Genomic DNA, 14,107 nt, shown 5'->3' on the forward strand with positions numbered 1-14,107 from the left:
ACCCGGCGGGGTGTCCTTGGATTTGTGCCGGAACCTTTGGACGGCTTGCGGCGGATTTGCAATTCCCGCTAGGCGAGGCGTGCTGAACGGCCTTTGAATGCCAACCGAGGCAATTCCGGCGGGTTGAGCAGATCGCTCCCGCAAATGTGGAAAAAGACGCGTTGTTCGCGCCCTGTTCACGCGTCAAGGTGGCGAAATTGCCTGGGCGGGCCTAGATGGGGTGCATGAGCGGTCGATCACGACCGCACTCTGCCCAAGCGGCAAACCAACACTAGTAGAAACGGCCCAAAGCCTTGAGCGACGACACCGACATCATCGATTCCCCTCCCCCTTCGCCGATGGGCGGCTTCGACCGCATCGACATCGTCGACGAGATGAAGTCGAGCTATCTCGATTATGCGATGAGCGTCATCGTCAGCCGCGCGCTGCCCGATGTGCGCGACGGGTTGAAGCCGGTGCACCGCCGCATCCTGTTCGCCAGCCAGGAAGGCGGCTTCGTCGCCGGCAAGCCCTATCGCAAGAGCGCCAAGATCGTCGGCGACGTAATGGGTAACTACCACCCGCACGGCGACGCCGCGATCTATGACGCGCTGGCGCGAATGACGCAGCCGTGGTCGATGCGGGTGCCGCTGATCGATGGTCAGGGCAACTTCGGCTCGATGGACCCCGATCCGCCAGCCTCGATGCGCTATACCGAAGCGCGGCTGGCGCGAGTGGCGAACAGCCTGCTCGACGATCTTGACAAGGACACGGTCGACTTCACCGACAACTATGACGGCTCGCGTCAAGAGCCGACGGTTCTGCCGGCGCGCTTCCCGAACCTCTTGGTCAACGGTGCGGGCGGGATCGCGGTTGGCATGGCAACCAACGTGCCGCCGCACAATCTGGGCGAAGTGATCAACGGCTGTCTGGCCTTCATCGACAACCCGCACATCACCTCGGAAGAACTGATCCAGTTCATCCCCGGCCCCGATTTCCCCACCGCCCCGCTGATCCTCGGCACCCACGGTGCGCGGCAGGCCTATACCACCGGGCGCGGGTCGATCCTGATGCGCTGCCGGCACGAGATCGAGACCGGCCGCAACGACCGGGTAAGCATCGTCTTCACCTCAATCCCCTATCAAGTTGGCAAGTCGAACCTCGTCGAAAAGATCGCCGAGGCGGCCAAGGACAAGCGGATCGAGGGCATTTCCGATATCCGCGACGAGAGCTCGCGCGAGGGCGTGCGCGTGGTGATCGACCTCAAGCGCGACGCCACGGCGGAAGTCGTACTCAACCAGATCTGGCGGCACACCCCCGCCCAATCGTCCTTCCCCGCCAATATGCTGGCGATCCGGGGCGGGCGACCGGAAGTGCTGACTCTGCGCGACATCGTGCAGAGCTTCATCACTTTCCGCGAGGAAGTGATCACCCGCCGGACCAAGTACGAACTGAACAAGGCGCGCGAGCGGGCGCACCTCTTGTTGGGCCTGGTTGTCGCAGTGTCGAACCTCGATGAAGTCGTGGCGATGATCCGCTCGGCCGCGAACCCCGCCGAAGCGCGCGCGCGCCTGCTCGCCAAGGAATGGCCGATCGGCGACATTGCGCAGTATATCCGCCTTGTTGAAGCCATCGACCCTTCGGATGACGAGAGCGGCGGGACATATCGTTTGTCCGAACGGCAAGTGAAGGCGATACTCGAACTGCGCCTGCACCGCCTGACCGCGCTCGGCCGCGACGAAATCGGTGACGAATTAAAGGGCCTCGCCGCGGCGATCGAGGAATATCTCTCGATCCTGGCCGACCGGGTGAAGCTCTACGGCGTGATGCGGACTGAACTGGAAGAAATCCGCGCCACCTACGCCACCCCGCGCGTCTCGGAAATCGCGCCGGCGTGGGATGGTCTCGAAGACGAAGACCTGATCGAGCGCGAGGAGATGGTCGTCACCGTCACCCACGGCGGCTACATCAAGCGCACCGCCTTGGACACGTTCCGCGCGCAGGGTCGCGGCGGCAAGGGCCGTAGCGGCATGGCGACCAAGGACGAGGATGCGGTCGTCGAGCTGTTCGTCACCTCCACCCACAACCCCGTCCTGTTCTTCACCAACACGGGCCGCGTCTACCGGATGAAGGTGTGGAAGCTGCCCGAAGGCGGCCCCTCCACCAAGGGCCGCCCGATGGTCAATCTGCTGCCATTGGGCGAAGACGAGCGCGTGACCAACGTGCTTCCCCTGCCCGAGGACGAAGCCAGCTGGTCGAACCTCAACATCGTCTTCGCCACCGAGCAGGGCATGGTGCGCCGCAATTCGATGGACGCCTTCGCCAATATCCCGACTGCGGGAAAATACGCGATGGGCTTTGTCGAGGGTTCGGGCGACCGGCTGATCGGGGTGCAACTGCTGACCGAGGACCAGGAAATCTTCCTAGCCTCCGACAGCGGCAAGGCGATCCGTTTCGCCGCCACCGACGCGCGCGAAACCAAGAGCCGCACCGGCATTGGGGTGCGCGGCATGAGCCTCAAGAAAGGGGGCAAGGTCGTGAGCATGGCCGTGCTCGATCCGCTGACCGCCGACATGGAAACGCGGGAGGCATACCTGCGCGCGGCAGCGTGGAAGAACAACGACGCCGAAGCAACGCTGCCCGCTGAGCAGGTGACGGCGATGGCGGAGGGTGAAGAGTTCATCCTCACCATCACCGCCAATGGCTACGGCAAGATTTCGTCCGCCTATGAGTACCGCACCACCTCGCGTGGCGGTCAGGGCATCACCAATATCGGCACGCCCGACAGCAATCCTGAGCGCAACGGCCCGGTGGTCGCCAGCTTCCCCGTAAAGCACGGCTCGCAGCTGATGCTGGTGACCGATCAGGCCAAGCTGATCCGCCTGGGCATTGATTTCCGCCATCTGATCGAGGGCGGGTTCGAGAATCTCAAGGGCTTCAGCGTCTCCGGACGTGGTTCCTCGGGGATCCGCATCTTCGATGTCGCCAAGGACGAGCACATCGTCGGTGCAGCACTCATCGACGAAACCGAGGAGCCTGAAAACGCCGCCGAGGAAGCGATTGCCGCCGAACTGTCCGGCAACACCGCAGAGCCGCCCGTCACCTGACGGGTTGTTCGCCCCGCAGACACTGCACGATACCGGTCGCAATCATGACCTGCCCCGCATAGTAGAGTGGCCAGATCAACAGATCTGGCAGCGGGGTCAGGTCGACAGGCCCCATCCGCGAAAAGATCAGCCAGTCGCTCAGCACGAACAGCACCGCCCCGGTGCCGACGCGGTAGCGGGGATAGTGGCTCATCCATGCAGCTGAGGCCATCGCACCCAGAAAGGCGCCATAGATCGCGACCTGCAATGCGCCGCTAAGCAGATAGCTTGCCAATGGCGTGGCGATCAGCAGCGCAAGGCCGAACAGCTTTTGCGTCGGCGATGGGCGATGGTGCAGATTTCTGAGATAGAGGCCAACCGCGACCACATGAGCAGCGGCGAAGAAAGCGCCGCCAGTGATGAAGTCGAGCTCGATCGCGACGTCCCCTGCCGAGGCCAGCAACAGCGCAATGGCCAGCAGAACGCCGTCCGGTGCACGGCGGCCGTTTGGCACGCGCAACCAGACATAAAGCGCCAGCAGGCCGACCGAAGCGCCCTTGGCGAGCAGCCCCCAGGTGCCCTCGCCGACCGGATTGTCGCGCAGGAAGTAATAAGCTGTCGCCGCCACAATGCTTGCCAGCAGCCATGGCCTTTGTTCGATCAGCGCGCCTTTTGCCATCCTCGCCTTCCCGTCTTGCTGTCCCCTCAGGACTTGCGGCGGAGCTAACACGCAATTACCTGCCCCGCCATGACCGCAAAAGCGACTATGCACGATGTGCACATCATTGGTGGCGGACTCGCCGGGAGCGAGGCCGCGTGGCAACTCGCGCAGCGCGGGGTCAAAGTGCGCTTGTCAGAAATGCGCGGATCAGGCGACATGACGCCGGCGCACCAGACCGACGGCCTTGCCGAGCTGGTGTGCTCCAACTCGTTCCGTTCCGACGACGATAACAAGAACGCGGTTGGCCTGCTGCATCATGAAATGCGCGCGCTCGACAGTCTGGTGATGCGCGCAGGCCATGTAGCGCGCGTGCCTGCCGGAAGCGCGATGGCGGTCGACCGGGACGTGTTCTCCGCCGAAGTCGATAAGGCGCTCTCCCAGCATCCTAACATCACCATCATGCGCGAAAGGGTAGACGTGCTGCCCGAAGCGGGCCTCACCATCGTCGCCACCGGACCGCTGACCGCCGAGGCGCTGGCGGCAAGCATTGTGCGGGCCACCGGCAGTGAACGGCTCGCCTTCTTCGATGCCATTGCGCCTATCGTCCATTACGATTCGATCGACATGAGCAAGGTCTGGATCCAGTCGCGCTGGAACAAGCGCACCAAGGCCAGCAACGAAGGCGGTGACTATATCAACTGCCCGCTGACGCAAGAACAGTATCTCGCCTTCCACAAGGGCCTGATCGAGGGCGAGAAGACCGAGTTCAAGCAGTGGGAAAAGGACACGCCCTATTTCGACGGCTGCATGCCGATCGAAGTGATGGCTGAGCGCGGTGTCGAGACGCTGCGCTATGGCCCGATGAAGGGCGTGGGGCTGGACAACCCCTTCGACGTGACGCCGGAGTTTCCGCAAGGTCGCTGGCCCTATGCCGTCGTCCAGCTGCGGCAGGACAACAAGCTCGGCACGCTGTGGAACATGGTCGGCTTCCAGACCAAGCTGAAATATGCAGCGCAGATCGAGCTGTTCCGCACCATTCCGGGGCTCGAGAATGCCGAATTCGCACGCCTGGGCGGGCTGCACCGCAATACCTTTCTCAATTCTCCGCAAGTGCTTGACCGCCAGCTGCGCCTGAAGGCCGCGCCGCATATCCGCTTTGCCGGGCAGGTGACGGGGTGCGAGGGCTATGTCGAAAGCGCGGCGATCGGGCTTGTCGCGGGGATGATGACGGCCGCCGAGTTCGCCGGGCGCAACTGGCAACCCCTGCCCGCCACCACGGCGCTGGGCGCGCTGCTCTCCCACATCACCGGCGATGCAGAAGCCGAGACCTTCCAGCCCATGAACGTCAATTTCGGCCTGTTCCCGCCGCTTCACGATGTCGGCAAGAAGATCCGCAAGGAGGCCTATACCTCCCGCGCCAAGGCTGACCTCGCCCGCTGGATCAGCGAGATGCGCGAGGCCCTGCCCGCCTAGCCGGTTAGCACTTGCAGGCGGGCTTCTTGACCGCAGGCTTGGGCGCAGTGGTCGCGAATTCGCGCGGGGTAAGCCGACCATCGCCGTCCTTGTCGGCCCCCTCGAAGCGGTCGACTGTAGCCACTGCCCACTCCTCGAAGGTCAGCAGGTTGTTGCCATCCTTGTCGAGCTTGCGGAAGGCTTCGGTCCTGCTGGCGAGCATCTCGTCACGAGTGATTACCCGGTCACGATTGCGGTCATAGCGGAAGAAGCGCTGCTCCTCGCGCGACAATTCGCTCAGCTCGGGCGGCGCAGGGCCGGTCATGCTGCCGGGATCGGCAGACGGCAGGGCATCAGGATCCGAAAGCGGTTCAAGCGGCGGTGGAGGCGGTGCGCTGCTTTCGATCGCCGCCCGGCCCTGCCACCAGAAAACACCGACCCCTGCCAAAACGAGGCCCGCAACCACTCCCAGCACTGCCTGTCGCAAAGGTCTGCCCCCTCCTTGCCAGTAACGGCTAGGGGATTATACTCAATCAGCTCAGAAAGATAGCGCCGCGAAGTGCAACCAGCGGCGCACCGCGCCCCTCCATGAGCGGGCGCCCTCCCCGGCGCAAAGCGCGTATGGCCAGCGCATCGAGCACCGCCAGCCCGCGCAGGGCTTTCGGCATTGGGCCGCGTCGGTCACTGCGCGCCAGCCCTGCATCGATCAGCAATTTACGCTCGTCAGGGTCGGACACGGCGACAGCAGCATCGGCCACGGCCCAGCGGAACGCTGCGGCAGCAATCCGGTCTGTGCCGCCAGCTGCCTCGTCGCCCGCAAGCGACGCAAAGAATGCCCCGCGCTGCGTGCCGAAGGCCTTTACCTCAGCCGACCCGAGGTGCTGCGTGGTAACGAGCATCTCCCAGGCGTCCACCATCGTGATCAGTGCCGCCTCTTGTCCGGCCCAATGCCGGCCGACTGCGTCCAGCACCTGATCGCCGCGCGGGCGTTCTGGCAGCGGCTTGGCCAGCGCCTCGCGCCACCAGGCAAGCCGCATCTGGCCCAGCATGGGCTCGGTGGTGCGCCCCACAATCCGCGCGAGCCGACGATCAAGTTGAAGAGCTATGCTTAACGGGCCGCGAACCTTTTGGCTGCTCCACGCAAGCGCGAGTTCAGCCTCGGGAGGCAGAGTGTCGAGAGGATAGGTGGTCACGGGCCAAGCGCCTAGCCAAGCACTTGCAGGCTTGGCAAGCCAAGTGTCCCTCGCTGGCACGCCTCGTCGCCAATGCGCCGCGATAAGACGCTTTAGGGATTTGCTAACCATGCTCTTTCGCAAACCGCTTACCCAACCGGATTAAGGCCCGAGGATGCATCTGGAATGCCCGCGCCGCACTGGCCCGGGTTTCAGGGGAAAGGCACCGATCCGATGGGGCAAGAAAACCGGTCTGAAAAAGGCTTCATGCGCGGGATTCTGCACGACAGGACCGCGAACACACTCGCAATCGCAGCGGCGGCGATGGTGCCGTTGATGGCGATGGTAGGCGGCGGCATCGATGCAAGCCGCTATTACATGACTGCCTCACGGATGCAGGCGGCCTGCGATGCCGGCGCGCTCGCCGCGCGCCGCGCGATGACTGACGATACCTTCACCACCGCACACCGCACAATCGGTCTGAATTTCTTCGACCAGAACTTCCGCGACGAAATGTTCGGCACCCAGAGCCTGACCCGCAATTTCACGAGCGACGGTGACGGCAAGGTATTCGGCTCGGCCAGCGGCACGCTGCCGACCAGCATCATGGGCGCGTTCGGTTACAAGAATTTTGCGATCTCGGTCAGCTGTTCGGCCGAAATCAACATCTCGAACACCGACATCATGTTCGTGCTCGACGTTACCGGGTCGATGTCGGAATGCCCCAATGGCAATCAGTGCAATTCCGGCTCGGGCTCGAAGATCGTCGGCCTGCGCAGCGCGGTGATGAATTTCTACGATACTGTGGAAGACGCCACCTCCGACAGCGCCCAGGTGCGCTATGGTTTCGTGCCCTATTCGCAGCAGGTCAATGTCGGGTTCCTGATCCCGCGCGAATACATGGCTGATGAACATACCTATCAGTCGCGCGTGGCGCGTTTTGCGCCAGCGCCCTATCCGAATCTCAATGTCGGCGATCCAATTCCCGAGGAATCGGTTCAGCAATCCGGCTGGCTGCCGCGTTCGACCAGCAACTTCGGGTCGAACAATGTCGATCACTACCGCTTCCGCAACAGCGGATCTTCGGCGCGATCACAAGCAGAGAACTTTTGCTGGAACACATTGCCTGGCGGATCTTATGACGTCGGCGGATTCCGATGGGAAGTCTTCGGTCCGACCCAATATGTCCTCGGCCAATGGTCGGGCGGCAATTCCAACAACCGGGCTGGCTGCTTCGGTACGTTCCGCCGGACGCGCCTTGCGACCGCCGCGGACGTGACCCCGCAGTTCATCGACTGGCGTTATTGTCCCGTCGACACCAATGATTCAACGCCGTGCGATGTGAACAATCCCGCAGGCAGCCCGCCGGGCTGGGAGACGGTCGATCTGTCGACCATCTACTCCAACAACACCATCCAGCTGCCGCTTGGCACCAACGGGGCGATGATCACCCAGACCTGGACCGGGTGCATCGAGGAGCCGGTGTTCATGGACACCACCGGCAATTACAGCCCCATCCCCGCCAACGCCTTCGATCTCGACATCAACCTGGTGCCGCAGAACGAAGCACAGAAGTGGAAACCGGCATTGCATAGCGCGGTGTGGGAGCGGCGCGACAGCGGAGGCTCGCGGACCAGAGACTGGGAGGATACCAATGCCTCGCAGTCGCGTCCCGGCTTCACCTGCCCGCGCGCCGCGCGCAAGCTGGCCGAGATCAGCCGCACGGACCTGCAATCCTATGTCAATGGCCTCGTCGCCACCGGGCAGACCTATCACGACATCGGCATGGTCTGGGGCGCACGCCTGATCTCGCCGCGTGGCATCTTCGCTTCGGAGAATTCCACCGCTCCCAATGGCGATGCGATTGCCCGCCACATCGTGTTCATGACCGATGGTGTGCCGGTCAGCAACGTCGAGAACTACACGCCGCAGGGTATCGAATGGTGGGATCGCCGCGTCACCGGCAATGGCGACAATGGCACCGAAGTGAACCGCCGTGCCGCCCGCCTGCAGGCGATGTGCAACGCTGCCAAACAGGAAGGCATCACGGTCTGGGTTGTCGCTTTCGGCACCTCGATCACGCAGAACCTTAGAAACTGCGCCAGCCCGGGACGTGCCTACGAGGCCAGCAGCACCACCGCGCTGAACGAGGCCTTCCAGGAAATCGCCCAGAAGATCGCAGCACTGAGGCTTACGTCATGATCCGTCCTCTCACCTCACACCGTTCACTCCTGCGCCGCATCCTCAAGGATGACGAGGGAATGACTTTGGTCGAGTTCGCCTTTGTCGGGCCGGTGCTGATCCTCATGATCATGGGCGTGTTCGACGTGGCGCACACCCAGTACACCAGCTCGATGGTGAGCGGCGCGATGCAGAAGGCCGCGCGCGACCTGACGCTCGAAAATGCCGGGAGCCAGCAGGAAGCTATCGATGAAAACGTCCGCGCCCAGGTCAGGGCCGTGGTGCCACCCGGTGCGAAGATCGAGTTCGAGAAGCTGTCCCACTTCGACTTCGCTGACATCGGCGAGCCGGAAGAAGTCCTCGGCGGCAACGGGGATCAGGTGTGCGATGCCGGCGAACGATATGTCGACGACAACGACAACGGCCAGTGGGACTCCAATCGTGGCAAGGGCGGGATCGGCGGCGCGCGCGATGCGGTGCTCTACACCGCCATCGTGACCTATCCGCGGATGTTCCCGATGTTCTCGCTCGCCGGTCTGCCCAAGGATGTCACCGTCAAGGCGTCGAGCGTGCTGCGCAACCAGCCTTTCGACGAACAAGACCGCAACGCAACCATCAGGGATTGCTGATGACACACGCCCGATTCCGCCCGCTCCGCTCGCTCGGACGCCGCTTCGCCCGTCTTCTGGCCTCCAATGAGTCAGGCCTAGCGCTGACCGAGTTCGCCTTTGCTGCGCCTCTGGTGCTCGGTGTGGGAATGCTCGGCAGCGAAACCGCAGCGATCGTCATCACTCATCTGCGCGTCAGCCAGATCGCGATGCAGGTGGCAGACAATGCCTCGCGCGTGGGTGAGGCCGAAGTCATCATTCAAAAGCGCGTGTTCGAGCGCGACATCGCCGAAACGCTGATCGGGGCCGAAAAGCTCGGCGAAGGGATCGGGATTTTCGATAAGGGGCGGATTATCATCTCGAGCCTGCAACGCAACAGTAGCGGGGGCCAGTGGATCGCCTGGCAACGCTGCCGCGGCGCGAAGAACCACACCTCATCCTATGGCCTTGAAGGCGCCGGTGCGACCGGGACAAGTTTCCCCGGCATGGGCGAAACCGGACGACTGATCACCGCTGCACCAGGCACCGCGGTGATCTTTGTCGAGGTTTCCTATGACTACGAGGCGATCACGCCCTTCGAATTGTTCGACGGCCAGGAAATCACCTACACGGCCGCCTTCAACATCCGTGACAACCGCGACCTCACCGGTGGGCCGGGCCAGAATGGAATGTACACCGGCGGCCCGGTAGCAAGTTGCGGAACCTTCTCGGCAGCCCGTCCGGCCTGACCACAGACCGGACGGCCCCAAGGGTTACTTGTAGCAGACCTTGCGCGCCGCCTCGGCGATGCGGGCGGCATCGATGAGCGCGAGCTTTTCGAGATTGGCGGCATAGGGTAGCGGTACGTCTTCGTTGCACACCCGCAGCACCGGTGCATCGAGGTGGTCGAAGCCCTCCTCCATGCAGATCGCGATGATTTCGCTCGCAATCGAGCACGTGGGCCAGCCTTCTTCTGCCACGATCAGGCGGTTGGTCTTGGCAAGGCTTTTCAGCACCGTCTCCTTGTCGAGCGGGCGCAGAGTGCGAAGGTCGATCACTTCGGCATCGATCCCCTCATCCGCCAGCGTCGCCGCTGCTTCCAACGCCATGCCGACGCCGATCGAATAGCTGACGATGGTCACGTCCTTGCCTTCACGCATGATCCGCGCCTTGCCAATGGGCAGGACATAGTCCTCGACATCCGGCACATCGAAGCTGCGGCCATAGACCAGTTCGTTTTCGAGGAAGACGACCGGGTCTTCGCAGCGGATCGCCGCCTTCATCAGCCCCTTGGCATCGGCCGCATCATAGGGTGCGATCACGATCAGACCCGGGACGCTGGCATACCACGGCCCGAAGTTCTGGCTGTGCTGTGCGCCGACGCGGCTGGCTGCACCATTGGGGCCGCGGAAGACTACCGGACAACGCATCTGGCCGCCTGACATGTAATTGGTCTTGGCGGCAGAGTTGATGATGTGGTCAATCGCCTGCATCGCGAAGTTGAAGGTCATGAACTCGACGATCGGACGCAGGCCGCCCATCGCCGCGCCCGTGCCGATCCCGGCAAAGCCGTATTCGGTGATCGGGGTGTCGATCACGCGCTTGGGGCCGAATTCGTCGAGCAGGCCCTGCGTGACCTTGTAGGCGCCCTGATATTCGGCGACTTCCTCGCCCATCACGAACACGCGCGGATCGCGGCGCATTTCTTCGGCCATGCCATCACGCAGCGCTTCTCGCACTGTGGTGCTGACGACTGCAGTACCCGCTGGAATGGCGGGATCGGCAGCAGCGGCCACGGGGGCAGGCTTTTCCGTTTTCGGGGCTGGCGCGGGCGAAGGTGCGGGAGCAGGTTCAGGCGCAGCGGCAGGCGCTGGCGCGGCGGCCTCCCCTTCCCCGGCGATCAGCGCGATAACCGCGCCGACGGCGACATCTTCCGTCCCGGCGGGCACGAGGATCTTCTCAAGCACGCCTTCGTCGATCGCCTCGAATTCCATCGTCGCCTTGTCGGTCTCGATCTCGGCGATGATGTCGCCCGGTTCGATCCGGTCGCCTTCGGCCTTGAGCCACTTGGCGAGCGTGCCCTGCTCCATGGTGGGCGAGAGCGCCGGCATCTTCAGTTCGATTCCCATGGCTCAATACTCCCCCACCAGAACATCGGTGTAGAGTTCGCTGGCCTCCGGCTCGGGCGAGGTTTCCGCAAAATCGGCCGCTGCTGCCACTTCGGCGCGGATCGCCTTGTCGATCGCTTTCAATTCATCCTCGGTCTTGCCGGCTTCGATCAAGGTCTTCTTGAGGCCTTCGATCGGATCGTGGTGGTCGCGCTGTTCCTGCACTTCCTCGCGGGTGCGATACTTTGCGGGGTCGGACATCGAATGGCCGCGGTAGCGATAGGTGTTGCACTCCATCAATACCGGGCCCTTGCCTGCGCGCACGTGGGCGAAGGCGACTTCGGCAGCGGCGCGCACTTCGAGCACGTCCATGCCGTTCACTTCCATCCCCGGAATGCGGAACGCGGTGCCGCGGCGATAGAAGCGGGTTTCAGCCGAAGACCGCTTGGTCGCGGTGCCCATTGCGTATTGGTTGTCCTCGACCACGAAGACGATCGGCAGGTTCCACAGGGCGGCCATGTTGAAGGTCTCGTAAACCTGGCCCTGGTTCGCCGCGCCGTCACCGAAATAGGCAAGGCACAGGCCGCCGTCATTGTTGTACTGGTGCGCCAGCGCAAGGCCGCCGCCCAGCGCCACCTGCGCGCCGACGATGCCGTGGCCGCCGTAGAACTTATGCTCGGTCGAGAACATGTGCATCGACCCGCCCTTGCCGCGCGAAATGCCGGATTCGCGCCCCGTCAGTTCGGCCATGATGACCTTGGGATCGATCCCGTAGGCGAGCATGTGGCCGTGATCGCGATAGCCGGTGATGACCGAGTCCCGATCATTGTCGAGCGCCGATTGCAGCCCGATGGCGACCGCTTCCTGCCCGATATAGAGGTGGCAGAACCCGCCGATCAGTCCGAGGCCGTAGAGCTGGCCCGCCTTTTCCTCGAACCGCCGGATCAGCAGCATCTGGCGGTAGAATTCGAGCATCTCCGCTTCCGAAGCGGCGTAACGCTTGTTTGCCTCGAAGGCGTCCTGCAGCGAATGCAGGATGAAATCGCTGTCGTCCGCGGGCGCGGCGACGGCTTTTGCGGGCTTTTTGGCCAAGATCAGATCCCTCCATCTGGCGCGCTCATGGGGAGGAGAAGCGCCGTCCAACGCCTTGCTCTATAGGCGGGCTAGCAGGGTTGACGCAACGGCAAGGCGTTGCAGAAAACCGAACACGCATACGAAATCAGAACGATTCGACTGTCCCGAGGAATTACTCGTCGTCAAGCGTGATGACGACCTCGTCCTCCCGCATCACGCCAAGCTGGTCGCGCACCAATTCGCTGGCGAGATCAGGATCGGCGGCATCGGGATCAAGCAGTTGAACGCGGTTGCGCAGGGCGTCGCGCTTCTGGGTAAGATCAGCGATCTCGATATTGCGTTGTTCGAGCGCTTCGAGATTCTCGCTCCATGCGAACAGACCAGTCGGCCCGGCAACGGCAAAACCGCCCAGCATCAGCAACGCGCCGAGCGCCGCGAACCGTTTCAGCCTGTTTTCCGATCCCGGTCTGCGCATTGCAGGAATTGCCCCCTTCACCACCGCATCACAGAATCACACTTGGCGCGATGCTGCAAGAACTAAGCGCTGCACCGCGTAGATATCCTTGGCAAACGCCAGATCAATAGCTGCGCGGCAGCCCCAGCACGTGTTCGGCGAGATAGGACAGGATCAGATTGGTCGAGATCGGCGCGACGGTGTAAAGCCGCGCTTCGCGGAATTTCCGCTCGACGTCATATTCCTCGGCAAAACCGAAGCCGCCGAAGGTCTGCAAGCACATGTCAGCAGCCGCCCAGCTCGCTTCCGAGGCAAGCAGCTTGGCCATGTTGGCCTCCTCACCGGGATTGCCGCCTTCGTCGTAAACCCGCGCGGCGTGATGGACCATCAACTCGGCGGCGCGCATCTGGGCATAACAGCGTGCGATCGGGAACTGGACGCCCTGATTCTGGCCGATGGGCCGCGCGAACACACGGCGATCCCTGGCATAGCCGGTAGCCTTCTCGATGAACCACTTGGCGTCCCCGATGCATTCGGCCGCGATCAAGATGCGCTCGGCGTTCATGCCCGACAGGATGTAGCGGAAGCCCTTCCCCTCCTCGCCCACCAGTGCGGAGGCAGGGATGCGCAGATCATCGAAGAACACCTCGCAGCTGGAGTGGTTCATCATCGTGCGGATCGGCTTGACAGTCATACCGTTCTGCAAGGCCGCCTGCATGTCGACGAGGAAGATCGACAGCCCCTCGGTCTTGCTTGCCGCCTCCTCGCGCGGAGTGGTGCGGGCGAGCAGGAGCATGAGATCGGAATGTTCGGCGCGGCTGGTCCAGATTTTCTGACCGTTAATGACGTAATTATCGCCGTCCCTGACAGCGCGGGTCTTGAGGCTCAGCGTATCGGTGCCGCTGGTGGGTTCCGAGACACCGAAGGCCTGCAGTCGCAACTCCCCGCTGGCGATGCGCGGCAAGTAATGCGCCTTCTGTTCCTCGGATCCGTAACGCAGCAAGGTATTCATGATGTACATCTGCGCGTGAGCGCTGGATCCATTGCATCCGCTCGCCTGAATTTCCTCCATGATCACGCAGGCCGCCTGAAGGCTGAGGCCACTGCCACCGTGCTCGGTGGGGATCAGCGCCGCGAGGAAGCCCGCCTTGGTCAAGGCATCGACAAACTCGGCCGGATATTCGCGCACCGCATCCTTGGCGCGCCAGTATTCTCCGGGGAAACCTTCGCACAATGACCGCACCGCACGGCGAATTTCGGCCAGTTCCTCAGGTTCATGGGCGGACATCGACACGCAAAGCTCTCCTCTGATTGGCGGCGGGCTTGCCTGCTCGCGCTTCGCAAGTCCACCTG

General features: G+C 63.0%; 12 protein-coding genes. 5 read left to right on the forward strand and 7 right to left on the reverse strand.

Annotated elements, in window-relative coordinates; all coding sequences use genetic code 11:
- Positions 1-293: 293 nt before the first annotated feature.
- Positions 294-3,086: a DNA gyrase subunit A gene (gyrA, locus tag CHX26_RS11175; RefSeq protein WP_104942430.1), complete on the forward strand. Its 2,793-nt coding sequence runs from the start codon at positions 294-296 to the stop codon at positions 3,084-3,086.
- Here gyrA and CHX26_RS11180 read toward each other — a convergent pair.
- Positions 3,079-3,744, reverse strand: coding sequence for a lysoplasmalogenase family protein (locus CHX26_RS11180; RefSeq protein WP_104942431.1), 666 nt, complete (start codon positions 3,742-3,744; stop codon positions 3,079-3,081). The genes gyrA and CHX26_RS11180 overlap by 8 nt on opposite strands.
- A 69-nt stretch (positions 3,745-3,813) precedes the next feature.
- Here CHX26_RS11180 and trmFO point away from each other — a divergent pair, with 69 nt between their 5' ends.
- A complete protein-coding gene (trmFO, locus tag CHX26_RS11185; protein ID WP_104942432.1) occupies positions 3,814-5,199 on the forward strand; it encodes a methylenetetrahydrofolate--tRNA-(uracil(54)-C(5))-methyltransferase (FADH(2)-oxidizing) TrmFO in 1,386 nt (461 codons plus the stop codon).
- A gap of 4 nt (positions 5,200-5,203) precedes the next feature.
- Here the strand turns inward: trmFO and CHX26_RS11190 are convergent, their stop codons facing one another.
- Together CHX26_RS11190 and CHX26_RS11195 are read right to left on the reverse strand one after the other, a co-directional pair.
- A complete protein-coding gene (locus CHX26_RS11190; RefSeq protein WP_442956930.1) occupies positions 5,204-5,644 on the reverse strand; it encodes a hypothetical protein in 441 nt (146 codons plus the stop codon).
- 67 nt (positions 5,645-5,711) lie between these two features.
- A complete protein-coding gene (locus tag CHX26_RS11195) occupies positions 5,712-6,371 on the reverse strand; it encodes a hypothetical protein (RefSeq protein WP_104942434.1) in 660 nt (219 codons plus the stop codon).
- Between the two features lie 246 nt (positions 6,372-6,617).
- On the opposite strand from CHX26_RS11195, the gene CHX26_RS11200 reads away from it, so the two are divergent.
- From CHX26_RS11200 to CHX26_RS11210, 3 genes are read left to right on the forward strand one after another with little or no spacing between them, the layout of a single operon-like run.
- A complete protein-coding gene (locus CHX26_RS11200; protein WP_172449802.1) occupies positions 6,618-8,552 on the forward strand; it encodes a pilus assembly protein TadG-related protein in 1,935 nt (644 codons plus the stop codon).
- Complete coding sequence (locus CHX26_RS11205; protein WP_104942436.1) at positions 8,549-9,160, forward strand: TadE/TadG family type IV pilus assembly protein; 612 nt, start codon at positions 8,549-8,551, stop codon at positions 9,158-9,160. Before CHX26_RS11200 ends, CHX26_RS11205 begins: the two co-directional genes overlap by 4 nt.
- Positions 9,160-9,867 carry a TadE/TadG family type IV pilus assembly protein gene (locus tag CHX26_RS11210; RefSeq protein WP_199797829.1) on the forward strand — a complete coding sequence of 236 codons (708 nt, stop codon included), beginning with the start codon at positions 9,160-9,162 and terminating at the stop codon, positions 9,865-9,867. The genes CHX26_RS11205 and CHX26_RS11210 overlap by 1 nt, the downstream gene beginning before the upstream one ends.
- A gap of 24 nt (positions 9,868-9,891) precedes the next feature.
- On the opposite strand, the gene CHX26_RS11215 is transcribed toward CHX26_RS11210, so the two are convergent.
- The 4 genes from CHX26_RS11215 to CHX26_RS11230 form a co-directional block, all read right to left on the reverse strand.
- Positions 9,892-11,247, reverse strand: coding sequence for a pyruvate dehydrogenase complex E1 component subunit beta (locus tag CHX26_RS11215; protein ID WP_104942437.1), 1,356 nt, complete (start codon positions 11,245-11,247; stop codon positions 9,892-9,894).
- Positions 11,248-11,250: 3 nt separating this feature from the next.
- The gene (pdhA, locus tag CHX26_RS11220; RefSeq protein WP_104942438.1) at positions 11,251-12,318 is read right to left on the reverse strand and encodes a pyruvate dehydrogenase (acetyl-transferring) E1 component subunit alpha; all 1,068 of its coding nucleotides are present in this window, start codon (positions 12,316-12,318) and stop codon (positions 11,251-11,253) included.
- A gap of 154 nt (positions 12,319-12,472) precedes the next feature.
- Complete coding sequence (locus CHX26_RS11225) at positions 12,473-12,775, reverse strand: FtsB family cell division protein (protein ID WP_104943395.1); 303 nt, start codon at positions 12,773-12,775, stop codon at positions 12,473-12,475.
- Between the two features lie 103 nt (positions 12,776-12,878).
- Positions 12,879-14,042, reverse strand: a complete 1,164-nt coding sequence (locus CHX26_RS11230) for an acyl-CoA dehydrogenase family protein (RefSeq protein ID WP_104942439.1) — start codon at positions 14,040-14,042, stop codon at positions 12,879-12,881.
- Positions 14,043-14,107: the final 65 nt, after the last annotated feature.

The organism is Porphyrobacter sp. HT-58-2 (assembly GCF_002952215.1).
Taxonomy (GTDB): domain Bacteria; phylum Pseudomonadota; class Alphaproteobacteria; order Sphingomonadales; family Sphingomonadaceae; genus Erythrobacter.

Excerpts from the sequence above, each read along its gene's own strand:
- trmFO (WP_104942432.1), top strand. The coding sequence starts at position 3,814 with ATGACCGCAAAAGCGACTATGCACGATGTGCACATCATTGGTGGCGGA.
- CHX26_RS11230 (WP_104942439.1), bottom strand. The coding sequence starts at position 14,042 with ATGTCCGCCCATGAACCTGAGGAACTGGCCGAAATTCGCCGTGCGGTG.
- CHX26_RS11200 (WP_172449802.1), top strand. The coding sequence starts at position 6,618 with ATGCGCGGGATTCTGCACGACAGGACCGCGAACACACTCGCAATCGCA.
- CHX26_RS11225 (WP_104943395.1), bottom strand. The coding sequence starts at position 12,775 with ATGCGCAGACCGGGATCGGAAAACAGGCTGAAACGGTTCGCGGCGCTC.
- CHX26_RS11210 (WP_199797829.1), top strand. The coding sequence starts at position 9,160 with ATGACACACGCCCGATTCCGCCCGCTCCGCTCGCTCGGACGCCGCTTC.
- CHX26_RS11215 (WP_104942437.1), bottom strand. The coding sequence starts at position 11,247 with ATGGGAATCGAACTGAAGATGCCGGCGCTCTCGCCCACCATGGAGCAG.
- CHX26_RS11180 (WP_104942431.1), bottom strand. The coding sequence starts at position 3,744 with ATGGCAAAAGGCGCGCTGATCGAACAAAGGCCATGGCTGCTGGCAAGC.
- CHX26_RS11205 (WP_104942436.1), top strand. The coding sequence starts at position 8,549 with ATGATCCGTCCTCTCACCTCACACCGTTCACTCCTGCGCCGCATCCTC.